General features: G+C 48.6%; 22 protein-coding genes and 1 pseudogene. 8 read left to right on the top strand and 15 right to left on the bottom strand.

The window, feature by feature from the left end; genetic code table 11:
• Position 1: 1 nt before the first annotated feature.
• On the top strand, positions 2-1,285 hold the full coding sequence (locus tag EOD41_RS04170) for a caspase family protein (protein ID WP_127703501.1): 1,284 nt from the start codon (positions 2-4) through the stop codon (positions 1,283-1,285).
• A gap of 236 nt (positions 1,286-1,521) precedes the next feature.
• Entirely contained in the window at positions 1,522-1,809 is a 288-nt protein-coding gene (locus EOD41_RS04175; protein WP_127703502.1) for a hypothetical protein, read from the top strand.
• A 181-nt stretch (positions 1,810-1,990) separates the two neighbouring features.
• Here EOD41_RS04175 and EOD41_RS04180 read toward each other — a convergent pair whose 3' ends face one another.
• The 8 genes from EOD41_RS04180 to EOD41_RS04215 all read right to left on the bottom strand — a co-directional run bounded on the left by EOD41_RS04180 (position 1,991) and on the right by EOD41_RS04215 (position 7,832).
• Entirely contained in the window at positions 1,991-2,683 is a 693-nt protein-coding gene (locus tag EOD41_RS04180; protein WP_127703503.1) for an SDR family NAD(P)-dependent oxidoreductase, read from the bottom strand.
• Positions 2,684-2,759: 76 nt separating this feature from the next.
• On the bottom strand, positions 2,760-3,530 hold the full coding sequence (locus tag EOD41_RS04185; protein ID WP_127703504.1) for an SDR family oxidoreductase: 771 nt from the start codon (positions 3,528-3,530) through the stop codon (positions 2,760-2,762).
• Between the two features lie 2 nt (positions 3,531-3,532).
• Entirely contained in the window at positions 3,533-4,192 is a 660-nt protein-coding gene (locus tag EOD41_RS04190) for a peroxiredoxin-like family protein (RefSeq protein WP_127703505.1), read from the bottom strand.
• 64 nt (positions 4,193-4,256) lie between these two features.
• Positions 4,257-4,805: a carboxymuconolactone decarboxylase family protein gene (locus tag EOD41_RS04195; protein ID WP_127703506.1), complete on the bottom strand. Its 549-nt coding sequence runs from the start codon at positions 4,803-4,805 to the stop codon at positions 4,257-4,259.
• A 202-nt stretch (positions 4,806-5,007) separates the two neighbouring features.
• Positions 5,008-5,874, bottom strand: a complete 867-nt coding sequence (locus tag EOD41_RS04200) for a helix-turn-helix domain-containing protein (RefSeq protein ID WP_127703507.1) — start codon at positions 5,872-5,874, stop codon at positions 5,008-5,010.
• 183 nt (positions 5,875-6,057) lie between these two features.
• A complete protein-coding gene (locus EOD41_RS04205) occupies positions 6,058-6,645 on the bottom strand; it encodes a YceI family protein (RefSeq protein ID WP_127703508.1) in 588 nt (195 codons plus the stop codon).
• 81 nt (positions 6,646-6,726) lie between these two features.
• Positions 6,727-7,047, bottom strand: a complete 321-nt coding sequence (locus EOD41_RS04210; protein WP_127703509.1) for a RidA family protein — start codon at positions 7,045-7,047, stop codon at positions 6,727-6,729.
• Between the two features lie 107 nt (positions 7,048-7,154).
• A complete protein-coding gene (locus tag EOD41_RS04215; protein ID WP_127703510.1) occupies positions 7,155-7,832 on the bottom strand; it encodes a hemerythrin domain-containing protein in 678 nt (225 codons plus the stop codon).
• A 226-nt stretch (positions 7,833-8,058) separates the two neighbouring features.
• Here EOD41_RS04215 and EOD41_RS04220 point away from each other — a divergent pair, with 226 nt between their 5' ends.
• Positions 8,059-9,096, top strand: coding sequence for a sensor histidine kinase (locus EOD41_RS04220; protein ID WP_127703511.1), 1,038 nt, complete (start codon positions 8,059-8,061; stop codon positions 9,094-9,096).
• Between the two features lies 1 nt (position 9,097).
• Positions 9,098-9,874, top strand: a complete 777-nt coding sequence (locus tag EOD41_RS04225) for a LytR/AlgR family response regulator transcription factor (RefSeq protein WP_127703512.1) — start codon at positions 9,098-9,100, stop codon at positions 9,872-9,874.
• 77 nt (positions 9,875-9,951) lie between these two features.
• Here the strand turns inward: EOD41_RS04225 and EOD41_RS04230 are convergent, their stop codons facing one another.
• The 7 genes from EOD41_RS04230 to EOD41_RS04260 all read right to left on the bottom strand — a co-directional run bounded on the left by EOD41_RS04230 (position 9,952) and on the right by EOD41_RS04260 (position 14,634).
• Positions 9,952-10,194 carry a hypothetical protein gene (locus EOD41_RS04230; RefSeq protein WP_127703513.1) on the bottom strand — a complete coding sequence of 81 codons (243 nt, stop codon included), beginning with the start codon at positions 10,192-10,194 and terminating at the stop codon, positions 9,952-9,954.
• A 289-nt stretch (positions 10,195-10,483) separates the two neighbouring features.
• Entirely contained in the window at positions 10,484-11,035 is a 552-nt protein-coding gene (locus EOD41_RS04235) for a hypothetical protein (RefSeq protein WP_127703514.1), read from the bottom strand.
• Positions 11,025-11,522, bottom strand: a complete 498-nt coding sequence (locus EOD41_RS04240) for a sigma-70 family RNA polymerase sigma factor (RefSeq protein WP_127703515.1) — start codon at positions 11,520-11,522, stop codon at positions 11,025-11,027. Before EOD41_RS04240 ends, EOD41_RS04235 begins: the two co-directional genes overlap by 11 nt.
• 5 nt (positions 11,523-11,527) lie before the next feature.
• Positions 11,528-12,496 (bottom strand): M23 family metallopeptidase, encoded by a 969-nt coding sequence (locus EOD41_RS04245; protein WP_127703516.1) that lies wholly within the window; start codon positions 12,494-12,496, stop codon positions 11,528-11,530.
• Positions 12,496-12,684 (bottom strand): hypothetical protein, encoded by a 189-nt coding sequence (locus EOD41_RS04250; RefSeq protein ID WP_127703517.1) that lies wholly within the window; start codon positions 12,682-12,684, stop codon positions 12,496-12,498. Before EOD41_RS04250 ends, EOD41_RS04245 begins: the two co-directional genes overlap by 1 nt.
• A gap of 114 nt (positions 12,685-12,798) precedes the next feature.
• Positions 12,799-13,725, bottom strand: coding sequence for a helix-turn-helix domain-containing protein (locus tag EOD41_RS04255; RefSeq protein ID WP_127703518.1), 927 nt, complete (start codon positions 13,723-13,725; stop codon positions 12,799-12,801).
• 18 nt (positions 13,726-13,743) lie between these two features.
• The gene (locus EOD41_RS04260; protein WP_127703519.1) at positions 13,744-14,634 is read right to left on the bottom strand and encodes an SDR family oxidoreductase; all 891 of its coding nucleotides are present in this window, start codon (positions 14,632-14,634) and stop codon (positions 13,744-13,746) included.
• A gap of 147 nt (positions 14,635-14,781) precedes the next feature.
• Between EOD41_RS04260 and EOD41_RS04265 the strand changes: the two genes are divergently transcribed.
• The 4 genes and pseudogenes from EOD41_RS04265 to EOD41_RS04280 all read left to right on the top strand — a co-directional run.
• Entirely contained in the window at positions 14,782-15,633 is an 852-nt protein-coding gene (locus EOD41_RS04265) for a helix-turn-helix domain-containing protein (protein ID WP_127703520.1), read from the top strand.
• A gap of 63 nt (positions 15,634-15,696) precedes the next feature.
• Positions 15,697-16,533 (top strand): NAD-dependent epimerase/dehydratase family protein, encoded by an 837-nt coding sequence (locus EOD41_RS04270; protein WP_127703521.1) that lies wholly within the window; start codon positions 15,697-15,699, stop codon positions 16,531-16,533.
• Between the two features lie 85 nt (positions 16,534-16,618).
• Positions 16,619-17,161 (top strand): cupin domain-containing protein, encoded by a 543-nt coding sequence (locus tag EOD41_RS04275; protein ID WP_127703522.1) that lies wholly within the window; start codon positions 16,619-16,621, stop codon positions 17,159-17,161.
• Positions 17,162-17,332: 171 nt separating this feature from the next.
• Positions 17,333-17,513 (top strand): annotated as a pseudogene (locus EOD41_RS04280) (PIG-L family deacetylase); the annotation flags it as partial.

Here is a 17,513-nt window from a genome sequence, read left to right on the forward strand (position 1 = left end):
AATGAAAAAGTTGTGTCTCCTTTTCTTGCTTGGTTGCTGCCTGAACAGTTATGCTGCTCAACCAACCCGGATATTTGCTTTAATTGTGGGCGAGAGCCATTACAAAGAACCGGCGCTGAACAAACTCAAATATGCGGAAAGTGATGCTGCCGCATTCGCTGGATTTTTAAAAAGTCCGCAGGCTGGCGCGGTACCCGCTGAGAACATCATTTTCCTAACTGGCGAACGCGCTACACGGGCAGCAGTTCTAAATGCTGCAAATGAACTTTTTAATGGCCGGGCCCAGGAAAATGATATGATCATTTTTTATTTTTCCGGTCATGGTTCGTCCAGCCTTGGCGGTGGTTACCTGATGCCCTATGACGCACAGGATGCGGACCCGGTTAGCAGCGGCATATCCATGGGCCAGTTATATGATATCATCAATAACAGTCACGCTAAGATGAAGGCAGTTTATCTGGATGCCTGCCATGCAGGTTCCTATCCGCATCCTGCCGGCAGTAAAGGCACAGCCGCGGAGATGAATCAGGAGATCAGTCGCGCGTTTACCAAGATCATCGCGGATTCTCATCCGGGCACACTGAACGTTCTGTCTTCGAAAGGCAGCGAGGAGTCGCAGGAATCGGAAACGCTCCATGGTGGCATTTTTACCTACTATCTTATCAAGGGTCTGCAAGGCGAGGCCGATAAAACGCCGTCCGACGGCCATATCACAGCAGACGAACTGGACGATTATCTGGCTAAAAAAGTTACCGCTGAGTCGGGTTTTCGGCAGCATCCTGTTATAACCCGTACCATTGATAATAATTTCCCCCTGAGCATTATCGATCTTAACCTAACCCTGGCGGATCTGATCAACAAGGCTGCTGTTCAGTCTACAAAGCAAGCGGATAATATCGTTGTCACACCGTCGGTGAAGCCTGCGAATGAGAAACTGAGTAGGGGCTATTACTTTGTGGACGGTACCTGTTTCGCGAAAGCCACTTTTATCAATAATTTGGGATTTCCGCTGGTAATGACCGGGTTACAGGATGAAAATGGTTACCATGAACAAAGTGAGTTGCTGGCTAATAATGACCAGCTTCCGACACCGAAGCTGGTCATCAAACGGTTTATCAACCCCGATCAAGCTGCCGATCAATTTTACGATTGCATCTTTTATTTCAAAGCGGAGATCAACGGAGTGACTAAATATGCTATTGTGAGGAGAACTGTAGAAAGCTGTTTTAACCAATACTTTGTGCTGACTCCACGGAATGTGCAGTTTGGCGATCAGAAATTTTGAGCAAGGTTCAATCGAATCGGTAGCTTTTTGTTGAATCGACTAATTATAGAAAATGCTGAGATCGTAGCGCTGAATGAAAAAGGAATGCGAATTTTGGCGGTTTGCAAAACTGGTGTAATACGAAAGACCCTAAGCTGATCTATTATGTGTTTGACATTTTATGGTATGACGGGAAAGATTTGACGGGACTGCTCATTGGTTATTTGCTGCATCATTAAATAAATGCGGTCCATTCTATGTCATCGGTGGTCTTACCGAACGCTTCCGGCCACGAATGGATATTTACCGGGAGGCAGGTGCCAACGCCGGTTTTTTCACCGGAAGAACTTAGGGTGGGGTTGCATTCACCCGGATTTATGGCCGCAAACGATGAAAAAGCCGTAACAATGTATTACCCCGGCCACATTGACCAATGGAACCGCATCGGCCGTGAATGCGGCTGGGCTCCGGTCACCAGGCAGCAGTTTGAACAGCACATTAGCCCCGTGGCATACTTTGGTCGGCTGCCCGGAGACTGTCGCTGAAAAGATCCTGCGGTACAGTGAATCGATAACGCCGGCCTGTCGCACAGCCAACTCATGAAGGCCATCGAATTGATCGGAACACCCGTGATGCTGCTTATTGCTGACTCCTCTCATCGCCAATAATCGGCGCGCATTATTAAAAAAGCCACACATCTTACCGATGTATGGCTTTTTTAAACATTTACCAGGCGATGGTTTTTCCAAAACGGTCTACATAACGTAAGCCGGGCCTGCCAGCATGTTGGGTAACCACGTCTACTACCAGGGGAATACTTTCCGACACATCTAATATCGCATCCTGGGTACCCATATCGGTCCTTACCCATCCGGGGGCGATCAGCAGCATCGCCCTGGAATCATTGGAATGGCGCGCGGCAAATGATTTAGCCAGCATATTCAGCGCTGCTTTGCTTGAACTATATAATTCCCAGAAGGCGCTGGCATTGGTAATGCTGCCCAATTCGGATGACATGAGCGCGATAACCCCGTTTGTTAAAACGTTTTCATGAAACAGCTCTACCACACGCATCGGGCTTAAGGCATTGGTCAGCATCATATCAATATAATCCTGTTCTTCAACCTGCAAGGGCGTTAATTCATTTGCACGGCTGATCCCGGCATTAACGAAAAGCACATCTAACTTGCGGCCCTTAAGCCTGTCATGTAAAATACGAACGCTGTCCAGGTTGACTATATCTACCTGTTCATGTACTTCCAGGCTATCCGGATACTGTTTCTGTAAACCCTGCAGCGCAGCGGTTTGCTGTCTAACTGTCGCAATAACATCGAATCCACGTTTACAATATTCTTCTACCAGGGCTAATCCCAGCCCGCGGGAAGCACCAACAATTAATACGGTTTGTTTATTTTCCATAATAATGAAGTAAATTAAATTGACTTAAAAATGTTTGTCTTACTCCCCTAAAGTGCATTTATAACCGTTTGTACTATTAGCTACGAGTAAACAGTGCTGTTGCACTCATCCCGCCATCGGCAATAATGTTCTGTCCGGTGATATAAGAAGAAGCATCCATGGCCAGGAAAGCGATAATGGCTGCCATTTCTTCGGGTCGGGCTACACGCTTTAAAGGTGTCCGGCTAAGCACATCCTGCACTTTTGTTTCATTCAAGAGCAAAGCCTCTGTAAGCGGCGTTTCGGTAAACCAGGGCGAAAGGGCGTTTACCCTGATGCCGTCTTTTGCCCACTCTGTTGCCAGATTTTTGGTTTGCTGTATTAAGCCCGCTTTCGACATGGCATAGGGCGAACCGGTTTGCACATCCAGAAAACCAGCGATTGAAGCAACGTTAATAATGGCCGGGTGGTGGCCTTTAACCAGTAAAGGATGCAGGCTCCGTGAAAGCTCAAATGGAGCAATGAGATTCACCTCTAATACTTTTTTGTACTCTTCGGTTATAAATTCCAATGTGGGTTTACGGATATTCATGCCGGCGTTATTTACCAGTATATCCAATACACCCCAATGTTCCCTAATCCAGTTGACCACTTCGTGGCGGTTTTCCGCATCAGCAATGTCCCCAGTTACACCTGTCGCAGCAAATCCCGCTTCGCGGAGCTCCTGTTCATAAGATGTTACTTCCTCCGCTTTACGGGCGGTAAACAGCACTTCGGCACCCAGTTTCAAAGTTTCTATCACGGCCGCCCGGCCTATACCTTTGGTGCCACCGGTGATCAGGATCTTTTTTTGACTTAAATTCCACATGATCATAAACTTTTAAGGACTTCCAGAATTTCTGCAGGCTCGGCACGTTTGCGGTAGTCGGTATCTACAAAGGCATATTTGATCACCCTGTCGGCACCGATTACGTAAGTTGCCGGAACGGGCAGTTCGTTTGTAGATACGCCATTATAGGTTTCCAGCTTGTGGAAGTCATTGTAGATGTCGATCAATTCTTCGTTTAGCTTAAAAACAATACGGAACTGGCGGGCTACCTCGTTGTCATAATCAGTCAGTACTTCAAACTCCAGGTTGTTCTTCTCCGTTGTAGTTAACGATTTATCAGGCAACTCCGGCGAAAGGGCAACCAGCGTAGCGCCTGCGGCTTTAAACTGGGGCAGATAGCTTTGCAGATAGCGCAGTTGAATATTACAATAAGGGCACCAGCCGCCACGGTACCAGCTTAATACTACCGGGCCGTTTTTTAACAGGTCAGCAAGTTTAACCGGATGGTTTAACGCATTGTTCAGCTCGAAGTCGGGAGCAATATCACCAACCTTTAATGCCGTGTCGTTCAATGCTTTGATTTCCTCTATTCCGTTCTCAAATTTATCCTGCAAGCCCTCTGGCGCTTTTGCATTCCACGAGGTTTGAAAGTCTGCCAGTTCGGTGGCTAATGTTGGGGTATTTGTAGTTTGCGTAGACATGATGATTATTGATTTTACAATGGAAAAATAAAAAGGGAGGTAAAAACAACCTCCCAGGGTATTATTAAACTGTAGCAGGTTCCAGTTCTGGAGCCAAAGGCCAGTCAACGGGAATATCAGTTAAAGCATGCAGATAGTTGGTGATAATCTTATCGCCGATGATGATCACTACGTCGATCAGGTTAGCTTCGGTGTAGCCTGCTGCGAAGAAATTGTCTAGGCTTTCTGCACTTGCGTGGCCATGGTTTTCGGCAGCGCTTTTTACCAGTTTAGCTAAAGCATCCAGCTTGGGATCAAAGCTGATGTTTGCACGACGGATGTCGAGGATCTGCTCATCAGTAAAACCGTTCATTTTGGCAAACTGGGTATGTGCGCTTAAGCAGTAAGAACAATTGTTCACCTGGCTAACCACTAAGTTGATCACTTCACGTTCTTTAGCGCGAATAGATGACTTTCTATTTTGCAAAGCCAGGTAATCGCTTAAAGCGGTATCTGAGTGAGCGAAGATAGCGTACAGGTTAGGTACGAAACCTACCATACCGTTCAGGTTATCGAAAATGGTTTGATTAGCTGAAGAAACTTGTTCTTTGGTTGGGATAGGGAAATTTTTCATGATCTGATTTATTTAATTTTTTGTTATCGTCTTTTGACATTACAAAGGTGCAGCTAAGCCGGGGGCCAGCGAATAGAGAGAATTCCCGACGACATGTAATATTTGCCTATAGCACGGGGTAGGTAAAAAAAGAAAGGTCTCCCTGGATGAAGGAGACCTATTTAAGATCGGTCGATTGACGATCATTCACGCCCGGACAGCACTACTGCCCCGGAGACAACAATGCCGATTTAGCATTTCGGAAATCGGACGGGGCGTAGCCGGTTTGTTTCTTAAAAAAATTACTGAAGTAGGAGGCATCGTCATAGCCCAGGTCATAGGCAATTTCCTTGGCCGATTTGTCTGTATACATCAGCAGGCGTTTAGCCTCTAGTATGATCCTGTCCTGTATTACTGTAAGCGGGGATTTATGGTTGTACAAAGCGAAGTAGTTAGCCAGTGTTTTAGGCGATTTATTGAGTTGATCTGCATAAAACTGTACCGTGTGCTCTTTCCGGTAATTATTTTCAACCATCAGGTTGAACTTGCGCAGCACATCCAGCTTATCTTCTGTAAGCGTCTGTTCCTTCAGATACTGTTTTTTACCCAAACGGGTCACAATAATGATCAGCCGCTTCAACATCATTTGCAGCATGTCACGCTGTATGGCGTCCTTGTCTTCAAACTCGTCTATAAATACCTGTAAGAGCAGGTTGAACTTTTTTTGTTGCTGCTCATCCAAAGTGATAAACATGGTCTCTGCCGAGCCGTAAAATAAAAAACCCACACAGCTCACCTCTTTATCATGATCCACGATGCAGTAAAAGTTCCGGTTATATTGCCAGGCGATAATTTGTTCAGGCTTTTCAAAAGTGAAAGTTTGATTCACCATTAACGGCAGGATGGTTTGAGCAGGAAAGTTGTGCTGAATGCCATCAATGGTTACCACCTGAGCCGGCCCGTCATTCCAAGCAATTGTCAGAAACTTGTCTTTGCGATCCCGCTGAAAAAATAACCGGTCGAAACCAGGTTCATGTAAGGTTAAGTGGAGTTCGCCGGCGGAAATAGGATCGATATAGTGGAGCTTCATTGTGGCATCGTAGAAAGTTAATCGCAAATATACTGTTGCGCCGATAGGAAAACGAAAAGTTGCCCGCGCCCACTGTGAAGCTTCACCGCGCTTGGAAATCCGCTTTATATGAGAAATGGTGACTCCTGCGCTTTGTGACAAAAGGCAGCTGGTCTCTGGATCAGCTGCCCTTCGCTTATGCTCTTATTTTTTTCTGGCTGCCCGAATGTGTAAACTCAGGTTAATCTCGGGTAGAATGTACAGCTTCTGGCTGGCGTCACTGTAGTTGTTCATGCCCCAGGTCAGGCGGTTCAGGTTGAACTTCGCCTCGGTTTTGATACTATCCCCGATTGCTTTGATGCTGGCCGGGAAACTTATCGGGTGCGTTTGGCCAAGCATGGTAAAGTCGCCGGTCAGCAGGCAGCTGTCTTTTGAAGCGGCTACCGCTTTCACCGAAGTGATCTTAAAGCTGGCATTGGGGTGTGTCGCTACTTTGAAGAAATTGTCTTTGAGATCAGCCAACAAAACCGGCTTTACGTTATCCGGCAGGTCAAAATCTTTGATCGATGCGATAGGAATAGTGAAGCTTCCTGCATTGATCAGGCCGTCTGACCCGGTGGAAAATGAGCCGTTCACATCAAAGGACCCCACGTGAAAGTGATCGGGTGCCGAGCCTTTCCATTCAATCCTGGAGCTGGCTTCGTTAACGGTATAGGTTTGCGGCTGCTGCTCGTTTTTCTGGCAGGCTGCGAATAAAAGGCCGGTTGCGGCTAGTAGGAATAACTTCTTCATGTTTTGTATGGTTAAATTTGATAAAGGCCAGGCCCTCCCGTCTGGGACGGGTAAGGTTTTGAGGCGGATTAATGATTAATTTTAGTGAACGACTGCTGTGGCTTCGAGCTCTACTTTGAGCTGCGGGAAGGCGAAGGCGCTTACTTCCAGCAGCGTGCTGCTGATGTGTACTTCGTGTTGTCTGATCCAGGCAACGAGTGTACCGTAGGCCTGGAAGAAATCAGGGATGGAGTTGGTGTACAGATTCAGTCTGACGATGTTTGCAGGTTTTGCACCAGCGTGGGCCAGGACTTCCTGCAGGTTGGACAGGCAAAGTTCCAATTGTTGTTCCATGGTACCGTCCAGCGGTTGGCCCGCGGCATTGATAGCTGCCTGCCCGGAGCAAAATGGTTTTGCCGGTATTTTCTACGATGATAGCCTGGTTGAAGCTTAATTGTTCCTGCCAGGTCCAGGGATTGATGATCTGTGTTTTCATATTTGTGATCGGTATTATTTTATCTGTTTATACATTAAGCAATAGCCACGCCCTCGCTGAGTTGATGCTCTAAATTGGCCCAGCGTTCAGCGGGCAAGTATTGTGCGCAGGCACCGAGTAAGGCTGCCAGTACAAAGTCCGGCGCTTCGTATTTCACTGCATTAAGCCACAACAGCATTTCGGTATCGTTGACGCCCTTGATCATCCATTCGAAGTAGACCGGCATTTTATCCGGGCTGATGCGTTGCTGGATCTCGCGCTCCATGCCAAGGATATCTGCATCAGTGTAATGTTGCCACAATACACGGTTAAGCAGTTGTTCTTCCTTATTCATGTGGCGCAGGTTAAAAGCAGCGAAGTCGTTCAGCGCGTAATACACCTCGTTGGCCGCCGCTAACTTGTCAGTAGCCTCGTGGTAAAAACCGAGTTTGCTGCGCAGTTCATTCGTCAGTTGCAGGTCGGTCTCATGTTCGGCCTCGAAGTCAGCCATTAGTTCCGGGGCGTGATGCGCGGCCGGATGCATAATGAAATTGTCTTCGAAATGCGCGTGGGCATCAAAAATGTCTAGCAGCAGGTTGACCTGGCCTGCTACCGGGGCGGCAGCTTCGGGAGTCGTCATATCGGTTTGCTGCCACTGCATCACCGTATCGAAAAGCAAAGCGCGCATGGCTTTGTGGATCTGGTTGAATACGTTAAATCTTGGTGGGTTCATGTCTGTGTTGTTTTGATTTGATGCTGCAAAGTTGTGGTCAGACAGCCGTGCTGGCAATGTGCTTTGAACTGAACTGCGTCATGCGCTGTCTGAACTGCATCTTTCTTTCTTTTCGGCTGTATTCAGTGTCTGGTTATTGCCTGATACAATTCAGTCGTCAAATTCGACAATTCAGTAAACCGGTTTTTGTGATGCGGGCAACAAAGCCTTATCTTCAAGCCATTAAATGAAATACATTAAATTCAACAAGCACGATTACCTGGTACTGTTCGTTACCGTGCTGCCATTTATGATCGTGGTCTGCTACCTTTTAGTAGGTGAGCCTTATTTTGAATGGCCGCTATTCGGGAAAGTGACCCTGATCGCCTTAGTACTGGGCGTATTGGCCTGGGTATTGCATATCATTGCCGCTAATATCATTATTGAGAAGATCCCGAACCATACGCGCATCCTCTACAGGATCATCATCCAGTTGCCGGTATATGTGATCCTCACGCAGGTCAGTATCGGTTTCTTCACCTTCGCAGTATTCAATTTGCTTGGGATATTGCATGAACCTTTGAACTGGGCCAACTACAAGCCGGTGTTTTTTGCCGGATTGATCCTTAATATAGTAGCCACCTGTTTTCATGAGGGGACGATGTTCTTTGAAAAGTGGAAAGCATCGCTGATCGAGACAGAAAAGTTAAAGAAAATGAACCTACAAAGCCAATTGGACAGCTTGAAGAACCAGGTGAATCCGCATTTTTTGTTTAACAGCCTGAATTCCCTGTCTTCGCTGATCAGCAGCGACCCGGAAAAAGCTACCGAGTTTTTAGACGAAATGAGCAAAGTGTACCGTTACCTGCTGCGCGCCAACGATAGTGAACTGATACCGCTCGCCAGCGAACTGGAGTTTGCCGCCTCGTTCTTTCACATGCTGAAAACACGTTATGAGAATGGTATTGAGATGCAGGTCGATGTCCCTAAAGAAAACCTGGAGGACCTGATACCACCGCTGACGTTGCAGATGCTGATCGAGAATGCGGTCAAGCACAATGCCATTTTGAAGCAGAGCCCGCTGCGCATCGACATCAGCGTTGATCATGATAACCGGCTGGTAGTTTACAATAACATCCAGAAAAAACAATCGCGTATAATATCGAATAAGATCGGGTTACAGAATATTATCAGCAAATACCAACTGCTTAATCAGCCTGCGGTGCAGATCGAACAGACGGAAGCGAGTTTCCGTGTTGCCTTACCCTTAATTAAAACGTCTTGATATGAAAGTGCTGATCATAGAAGATGAGCAACTGGCGGTAGCCAAGCTAACCCAAACGCTGAACAAAGCTGAGCCTGATGCCGAAGTGATCGGCGTTGCGGAAAGCATCGCCTCATCGGTCAAATGGCTGCTGGAGCATGAAGCGCCGGATCTGATCCTGATGGATATTGAACTCGCCGACGGACAAAGCTTCGCTATATTTGAACAAGTGGAGGTAACTTCTCCCGTGATCTTTACGACTTCGTATGACGAATATGCACTGCGGGCCTTCAAGGTCAACAGTATTGATTACTTGCTCAAACCAATTCAGCAAAATGAACTGAAGGCAGCGCTGCAGAAACTGCAGGCATTGCGCAGCAATTCGATAAAAACAGATGAGCAAACGCTTAAGATCGAGAAACTGGTCAATCAGCTACAGCAGCAGGCGGGTCTGAAAGAATACCGGAAACGCTTCCTGGTGAGGCACCTGCAAAAGCTGTTGTCAATTGAGATGGAGCACATCGCTTATTTCTACTCAGAGGACCGCGTGAGTTTTTTCCGCACGTTTGACGGTCAGCGTTACCTGGTCGACTATACGATGGATGAGATCGAAGAAATGATCGATCCGAAATATTTCTTTCGTCCGGGCCGTGCGCTGATCGTGGCTATCGGCAGCGTGGAACAAATGGAACCTTATTTTGGTAACCGGCTGGCTTTGCGATTAAAACCGGGTTTTGATAAGGAGGCCCTCGTGAGTCGTGAAAAGGTGAGCGACTTTAAGGTATGGATGGGTAAGTAGAGATGATCGTAAGTCCTGCCGGGCCTGATCGCAATAATCACTGTTCGGTTGTACTTAATGACGACCCAAAGGTCACGTCAGTTTTGTTTGATCGGGTTGAGCTGGGCGAGATAGGGCACGAGGAACTGGTTGCCGGTAAATGCCCTGAAGTCGGTGATCTTGTTGGACTGCGGGTCGTAAAATACTTCCACATAACAGCCGGACAGTGAATACAGCTGAATACGGCATCCATCTGCTATCCGGTCGGCCAGGAACGTACCGCGCCAGACCGCCTCAGCTTTTTCTTCCTGGTTAAGCGCTTCAAATTCGTATAATGTCATTGCTTCAAAAATAAGCATTATACGGCGTCCTTTTCGGCTGAAATTGTACGCGCATTCTGTTGTCTAAACCCTGATAAGGGAAAGAGTTTCTAATCTTATCCGCTTGGCGATAGGACTCACTAAACATTTTTAATTGACGGCTATTGCTATTGTTTATTGAGCCATATTTATTTTTAAGGGCAAATAGTTGCGGTATAGTGGGCATCGAAAGGTTTGCTTCATAAAGCTACGATATGTGCATGGATCTTCTAATCAGGGTCGTTGGTCGCTGATCAGGAATATTGCCGGTTTAGTTAGGTCCCGTAATTTCCGCCAGCGTCTGACGCAACCGTCTGATGCGTTGCTGCCAGATGCGGTAAAGTAACAACAGCTGAACGGCGAACACCAGGACGATCACTGTAGCGCAGAGAGATTTGTAAAGTGTAAAGTGGATACCGTAACTGAAGAACACCGCCAGTCCGGCAACAAATAGCAGTCTGGTAAGCAGTGTGCCTATCGCATAGTGGCTCAGCTTGTCAATATAAGTTTCCAGCGAAGCGGCGATGTTTTGCCCGCGAATCAAATTCCTGTTCAGCAAATAACCGTAAATACCGTAAGCTAGCGCAGCAGCTATCACAGCGATCAATAGCGCATTGACCAGGAACGGTTTGTCCGCGCCGTCAAACAGGGAGTAGTAGCAGATCAGGAAAGCGAGAAAACCGCTCACTTCCAGGGAGAGCTGTATTCGAATGCCATTGAGCACCGGGTGGCGGTTCTCCTTTAGCATATCGCTGATCTCCGCCCCAGTCATAGGGGCGGTGGCGGTTTTGTTCCAGGTTGCCTTGAGTTCGTCAAATTCCATTTTGCTTGGTAAGTTCATGTTGAATTTTAGTTTTTAACCGGTTGATCTTTACCCCTACATAGTTTTCGCTGATGCCCATGATCTCAGCGATCTGCCGGTAACTGAGGTCTTCGAGGTAGAGCGCCGCCAGGGCCTTTTCTGCTTCGTCCAGTCTTTGGAGTATTGCGAAGAGCCGGGCCTCCCTGTCGGCTTCTTCTTGGCCGCGGTGCTCATCCGGTATGTCCGGAAGCGAATCTGAATAGGTGATGTCGGGCATTTTCTTGCGGAAGGTTGCCATAGCAGTATTCAATGCCACGCGGTAAAGCCAGGTACTTTCTTTGGCCATTCCCTTAAAATCCGGGTAGGCTTTCCAAAGCTGAAACACAATTTCCTGGAAAAGGTCTTCCCGGTCTTCGGGCTTGTCACGGTACATCCGACAGATCTTATGGATTAGCGCTTTGGATGATTCAATCAACCCTATAAATTCCTTTTCCCTCGTTACAGGCATCTTCATTAATTACTGACCCGTTCTCCTTTTACCGGTGAATAATTCCTCTTCCGTACGCCGTCAACGGTAATCCTGGCGAAATGACATTCGATACCTGTAGCTTCCAATGCGTCTTCCAGGTCTTGCAGGTGAATATGTAAATGGGGCTCTGAAGAATTGCCCGAGTTGCCGCATAGCCCCAGCAGTTGTCCCGGTTTGACGACGTCTCCCTCTTTTACCCGGATGGAATGTTGCTTGAAATGCGCCATAAATACATATTCGTTGTGATCTGTTCTGATAATGATCGTGTTTCCGGGTATATACAGCGTGTTCACGGTGCCCGGAACATTGTCCCTGACGCCATCGACGGCGGACACGACTACACCATGGCACGGTGAAAGGATCTCCCGGCCGAAGGCATAATAATCGGGGTTGCTTTTCCCGTCCGTTCGGAACGACTGATGATGCTCGTCGGTGATCACGATGTCAAAAGCATTCTTTTGGAATCTGACACCGACGTGCTGGTTCTGTTCCTTGGTATTTCCTCCCCAAAATATTGTCCAGGTCCCCTCGAAGGGTAGCTGCATGGCTGTGCGGTTTACGTTTTTGACATCATTGGCCTGGTAAGGCTGGGCATACAGCCCGGTGATCTCCTGCTGCGCATTGGCCGACAACTGAAGCAGCACTACACCATTTTGAAACACGGTCTTGTAGCTGGAAAACTCGGATCGGCTCCCTGTATATTCGTAATCCTGCATGGTCCCGTACCTGGCTTTTAACTGCGCTAAAAACGCGGTCGTTTTATCCAGCGGCAGTTTAACTTTCGCCTCGGCCGAAAATAGCGCAAAAACGCTATCCGGCTGGCCGGCGTTGTAATAGGTCATGAATTTCAGGAAGGCCGCTTTGTTCTGCCCACTTTCTGTCTGCGCCCGTACAAAGGTAAACGAAAGACATAAAGGCACCATGAAAATGGCTTTTCTGATGAATAGTTTCATTATTTTGCCGCGTTAAGCTGCCTGCTGATCCGGGTAATGCTGTCCTGCAAAGCTCTGGTCTGCAATTTGAGACTGTCAAGCTGTCGTTGTATAACGGCGTCTCTAGAGCGCGAACGGCCGTCGGGCGATGACTGCTCCCCGCAGGAAAACAAGCAGAGCAGCAAAAAGGCATAGATGATTTTGGTCATGATGTTGTTGTTTTACACCATAAGTTGCAGGAACGTTCAGATTCTTACAGATTTTAAAATATTTTTAGCTTAGCCTCATCACTTACAGTATAGCCATTGAGATAACAAACGGCTTCAGTTGAACGAATGCCTGAATTCCAGCGGCGACAGATTCGTTTTCGTCTTGAATAATTTGCTGAAGGACTGCAGGTGCTCAAAGCCAAGCTCATAGGCGATCTCGCTCACAGTGAGGTTGGTGGTTGAAAGCTTTTCCTTCGCCAGTTCGATCAGCTTATGATGAAGGTGCTGCTGCATATTTTGGCCCGTCAATGTTTTGAGAAGACTGCTGAGATAGCCGGCAGAAATATTTAGTGCTTGTGCAATCTGGGTTACGCCGGGCAGGCCTTGTTGGGCCAGTTTACCGCTGTTAAAGTAACTGTCCAGATAATCTTCAAGGCGGGTCAGCAATTCATGGCTGGACTTTTTACGAGTGATGAACTGCCGCTGGTAAAACCGTTCGGAATAGGTCAGCAGTAACTCCAGTTGCGCAATGATAACGTTTTGGCTGAAACGGTCAATAGGCGTGTGGTATTCCTGCTCGATCTGGCCTACGATAGCGGTAAGCATAGCTTCTTCCTTTTCGGAAAGGTGCAGCGCCTCGTTCACTGCATAGCCAAAAAAATCGTACTGCTTGATGTTTTTGGCGAGCGGCGTGCTCCACAGCAAGTCAGGGTGTACCAGGATCATCCAGCCTTCCGGTTTTTTAAAGTCGGCCGCATGTTCCGTGCTTTCGATGCCAAACAGTTGCCCGGGCGACATAAAGAACAATACCCCTTCATCAAAATCACTTGTTTGCTGGCCGTAGCGGTATTTGATAGGCGGCATTTTTTTCATCGAGATCCAGTAAAAATCGCCGACCAGACTGTAGGGGGCTTCGGCGATAGGCAGGCGAATGTCATCCATACGCACCACGCTGATCAGCGGGTGCGCCGGTTTGGGCAGCCCGGCGGCGCGGTGATAATCGCCGATGCTATTGAAACGAAAAAGCGGAGAACTGCCCATGATCCAAGATAGTTATTTTTATCCGGTATACACACCGTTTTCGATATCAGCTAACAGAAAGGGATGGGCTGGATGCCAGTCCAGCTGTTCCTGCGTCCATTTGCTCGAAGTCGGGCAGTCGATCGCTGCCATATGGGCAAACCAGCCAAAATGTTCCGCTGCTTCTTCGGAGGTAATGGATTTTACCGGCAGGTTCAATTGGACACCGATGGCTTCCGCAATACTTTTAACCGTAACACCTTCCTCGGTATTAGCATGGAATCTGGCGCCCGGTGCCGCCTGCTCCAAAGCCAAGCGATACAATAAGGCAGCGTCTAAACGGTGACCGGCATTCCAGCGGTTCCCGCCATCCCCGATGTAAGCCGAAAAACCTTTCTCGCGTGCGGTATTGACCAGGATAGGGATGAATCCATGCTGATCCCCTTCACCATGTACAGATGGTGGCAAACGCAAAATAGCGGCACGCACGCCCGCAGTTACAGCTGCCTCTGCAGCTCTTTCAGAAGCACGGGGCCAGGCCGGATTAAACGGTGAAGGCATCGCTTCGGTGGCTACGCCTCCGGGATTAACCAAGGCGGTGCCTGAAGTGACGATTAATGGACGATCAGACCCGGTCAAAACATCAGCCATTGTTTGAATAGCCCACTCATCAACTAAGCAAACTTCCGCAAAGCGGGTAAAATCGTGGATAAAACCGCAATGGATCACGCCGTCGCTTTCGGCTGCGCCTGTCCTCAGGCTATCCAGGTCTTCCAGGTCACCATGATGCACTTCGGCTCCCGCCGCTTTTAACTTTGCTGCGGATGCCTCCGAACGTGCCAGGCCCAGCACCTGGTGCCCAGCCCTTAATAATTCCTGCACAACGGCAGTACCTACGAAGCCCGAGGCTCCGGTAACAAATACTTTCATGTTGGTTGCTTTTTATGGATACAAAGGACCGTGGTGATACATGAAAATATTTAGCCAAATCCATCTTTGGTTTAGCCAAAACCGTGATGTAATAAATCTTCCCGTTGCCACTCCACATAACAGGTTTGATTTTTTTAACTTTGCCAAATGACAGATGAAATTCCCGGCGTAAATATGGAAGACCTGCGGCTGAAAGGCTTCCGGGTGCATGCCCTGCAGGCTTCTCAGGAACTCCCGCTGCGCCGGGGTCGCCGGGACTTTTATAAAATGGGCCTGGTCAATGGTGACATGACCGTGCAATATGGCGGGGAACTGCTGGAGCTTAAGGGCACGGTGCTCTTCTTTGTGAACCCGAAAGTGCCGCATTCGGTGGTAAGCCGCGTGAACCGGACCAGCGGTTATGCCTGCCTGTTCACCGAAACATTTATGAACAGCCGCGAACTACACGAGTCGCCGCTGTTCCGCGCGGGTGACAGCCCGGTGATCCCGCTGGATAGCGTGCAAGCGGCTTTAATGGACACTATTTTCCGACAAATGCTTGCGGTTTACCAGGAAGATTACCCTTATAAAAGCGACCTGATCCGAAATTGTATCTCACTGGTCCTTCATGAAGCCTTGCGTATCCAGCCGCCGAAACAGGCCGCGGCATTTCAAAACGGTGCAGGCCGGGTGACGCATTTGTTCCTGGACCTGCTGGAAAGACAGTTCCCGATCGAGCGGCCGAATGAGCCGCTACGACTGCGCAACCCCCAGGAATTTGCAGAAAGGCTGTCCCTGCACGTCAATTATCTGAACAGGGCGGTAAAACAAGTCACCGGAAAACCTACCTCGGGCCACATTGCCGCGCGTATCGCTGCGGAAGCCAAAGCGCTTTTGCAGTATACCGACTGGAACGTGGCCGACATCGCCTATGCGCTGGGCTTCGAATACCCGTCCTATTTCAATAATTATTTCAAGCGCCTGACTGGCATCACGCCCAATACCTTCCGCAAGGTTTGAAATTCATAGTTTTTGGTTTGATTATTGATTATGTGCAGGCCCTGTTACCTGCAATTTTGTACTATGAAAATATTAGTAACAGGAGCAACAGGAAAAGTCGGCAGCCGGTTGGTGCCGCGCCTCTTAGCCAAAGGCTATGAGGTCTCCATTTTAGTACGCGATGCGGCGAAGGCGCTTCCGGGCACCCGGGTTGTTGTCGGCGATCTTTTTGAACCGGAAACGTTGCCCTCGGCGGTAGCGGGTATGGATGCCGTGATCCACCTCGCGGCTTTATTCCGGACCTTCACCGATAACGAGGGTATTATCAGAACAAATCATTCCGGTACTATTGCTTTAGCTCAGGCTGCGCTGGCTGCCGGCGTGAAGCGGTTCCTCTTTACCAGCACCAGTAATGTTTACCACGCGGGCTACGGCCATCAGGCGAAAGAAACCGATCATGTCGACATTAAAGATCCGCGTGCCTATGCAGCCAGCAAGATCGCCGCCGAACAGGAACTGCTACGACTGCACCCGGACGTCAGGATATTACGCTTAGGCTTTGTCTACGGCGATCGGGATCCCCATATCGAAGAGATCATGCCAGGCCTCAAACAATGGAAACGCCATCCGGGGTATCGCATGCATATGGTTCACCATCTGGATGTCGCCCAGGGGTTACTGATCCTGCTACTGCAGGAGGGACTGAATGGCGAGATCTTCAATATCGCCGATGACGCACCGATCAGCTTATACGAATTGGCTGATTCCGTCGGAAAAGCAGCGGAGACCTTCGAGGCTGAACCCGGCCTATTGAACGATCCGTTCGAAGGCGTGTTGGACAGTTCCAAGTTGCGCCGCCTGACCGGCTTCCGGCCGCTGGTGCCCAGCTATTACGTGGCGCGGGATATGGATCTGCTGTAAAGAGCGGAGGACCAACGGCTGTGTACAGTCAGATGGTTAAAACAATTTTAGGCCTACGGGCGTAATGATATAAACCAATGGACGGATGGCGGCACAAGAAATCCTGATCCGGGATGATGGGATATTTCCAGGCAATTTCTTACCCGTGCTGCTGTATAAAGGAGCGCTGGATGTACCTTTATTGTTCCCCGCTACGCACGTGACCCAGCTGTTCAAAAAGAATGGCTGGTCGAACAGCTGGGATGCGGGCATCTTTACTTATCACCATTACCACAGCATTACGCATGAAGTGCTTGGCATCTATTCCGGCCAGACGACTGTCCAGTTAGGCGGCTACAGCGGCCCCAAACTCTTGCTCGAAAAAGGCGACGTCTTGGTCATACCCGCGGGCGTCGCACATAAGAACCTGAATGAAGAGGACGCTGTCGGTGTGGTCGGCGCTTATCCGGATGGTAGAGATTATGATATGAACTACGGCAAGCCGGGCGAACGGCCTAAAGCCGATGAGCGTATCGCGGCAGTACCAATACCCGATAGCGACCGGCTGAGCGGTAAAGGCGGCGAACTCTCCAAGAGGTGGGCCAAATATTTAAAAGCTGGTCGCGATCAAGCAGATGTTGCAGGGTAGCATTGTGGCATTGGTTCCGACTTGTCGAATGGGACAATCTTCTTGCGCATCATGCTCTTGTTCCTGAAGTGTCTCGAAATATCCTCAGTTAATTCGGTATAGTTATTCTTGTCTTCCTTACTTTCATAACAATAGATCTTGATCGACTTGCAGTTTTCATGTTCAAAGATCAAACCGATACTGAAACTAACCGAAAGCGACTACAATAACAACGGCATGTCGCAACTGGCAACAGAAAAAGGGCCGGTGTACAACATTAATATCGACATTTTTAACAAAATACAGCATACCATTACCGGCTGGCCGGGCGGCAAGTACAATGCCGACGATAGCCAAAGGCCGGAACGTGCCC

Origin of the sequence: Mucilaginibacter limnophilus, from assembly GCF_004005815.1 — a bacterium.
GTDB lineage: Bacteria > Bacteroidota > Bacteroidia > Sphingobacteriales > Sphingobacteriaceae > Mucilaginibacter > Mucilaginibacter limnophilus.

Coding starts and splice junctions, on each gene's coding strand:
- EOD41_RS04170 (WP_127703501.1), top strand. CDS start 2: ATGAAAAAGTTGTGTCTCCTTTTCTTGCTTGGTTGCTGCCTGAACAGT.
- EOD41_RS04175 (WP_127703502.1), top strand. CDS start 1,522: ATGTCATCGGTGGTCTTACCGAACGCTTCCGGCCACGAATGGATATTT.
- EOD41_RS04180 (WP_127703503.1), bottom strand. CDS start 2,683: ATGGAAAATAAACAAACCGTATTAATTGTTGGTGCTTCCCGCGGGCTG.
- EOD41_RS04185 (WP_127703504.1), bottom strand. CDS start 3,530: ATGTGGAATTTAAGTCAAAAAAAGATCCTGATCACCGGTGGCACCAAA.
- EOD41_RS04190 (WP_127703505.1), bottom strand. CDS start 4,192: ATGTCTACGCAAACTACAAATACCCCAACATTAGCCACCGAACTGGCA.
- EOD41_RS04195 (WP_127703506.1), bottom strand. CDS start 4,805: ATGAAAAATTTCCCTATCCCAACCAAAGAACAAGTTTCTTCAGCTAAT.
- EOD41_RS04200 (WP_127703507.1), bottom strand. CDS start 5,874: ATGAAGCTCCACTATATCGATCCTATTTCCGCCGGCGAACTCCACTTA.
- EOD41_RS04205 (WP_127703508.1), bottom strand. CDS start 6,645: ATGAAGAAGTTATTCCTACTAGCCGCAACCGGCCTTTTATTCGCAGCC.
- EOD41_RS04215 (WP_127703510.1), bottom strand. CDS start 7,832: ATGAACCCACCAAGATTTAACGTATTCAACCAGATCCACAAAGCCATG.
- EOD41_RS04220 (WP_127703511.1), top strand. CDS start 8,059: ATGAAATACATTAAATTCAACAAGCACGATTACCTGGTACTGTTCGTT.
- EOD41_RS04225 (WP_127703512.1), top strand. CDS start 9,098: ATGAAAGTGCTGATCATAGAAGATGAGCAACTGGCGGTAGCCAAGCTA.
- EOD41_RS04230 (WP_127703513.1), bottom strand. CDS start 10,194: ATGACATTATACGAATTTGAAGCGCTTAACCAGGAAGAAAAAGCTGAG.
- EOD41_RS04235 (WP_127703514.1), bottom strand. CDS start 11,035: ATGGAATTTGACGAACTCAAGGCAACCTGGAACAAAACCGCCACCGCC.
- EOD41_RS04240 (WP_127703515.1), bottom strand. CDS start 11,522: ATGCCTGTAACGAGGGAAAAGGAATTTATAGGGTTGATTGAATCATCC.
- EOD41_RS04245 (WP_127703516.1), bottom strand. CDS start 12,496: ATGAAACTATTCATCAGAAAAGCCATTTTCATGGTGCCTTTATGTCTT.
- EOD41_RS04250 (WP_127703517.1), bottom strand. CDS start 12,684: ATGACCAAAATCATCTATGCCTTTTTGCTGCTCTGCTTGTTTTCCTGC.
- EOD41_RS04255 (WP_127703518.1), bottom strand. CDS start 13,725: ATGGGCAGTTCTCCGCTTTTTCGTTTCAATAGCATCGGCGATTATCAC.
- EOD41_RS04260 (WP_127703519.1), bottom strand. CDS start 14,634: ATGAAAGTATTTGTTACCGGAGCCTCGGGCTTCGTAGGTACTGCCGTT.
- EOD41_RS04265 (WP_127703520.1), top strand. CDS start 14,782: ATGACAGATGAAATTCCCGGCGTAAATATGGAAGACCTGCGGCTGAAA.
- EOD41_RS04270 (WP_127703521.1), top strand. CDS start 15,697: ATGAAAATATTAGTAACAGGAGCAACAGGAAAAGTCGGCAGCCGGTTG.
- EOD41_RS04275 (WP_127703522.1), top strand. CDS start 16,619: ATGGCGGCACAAGAAATCCTGATCCGGGATGATGGGATATTTCCAGGC.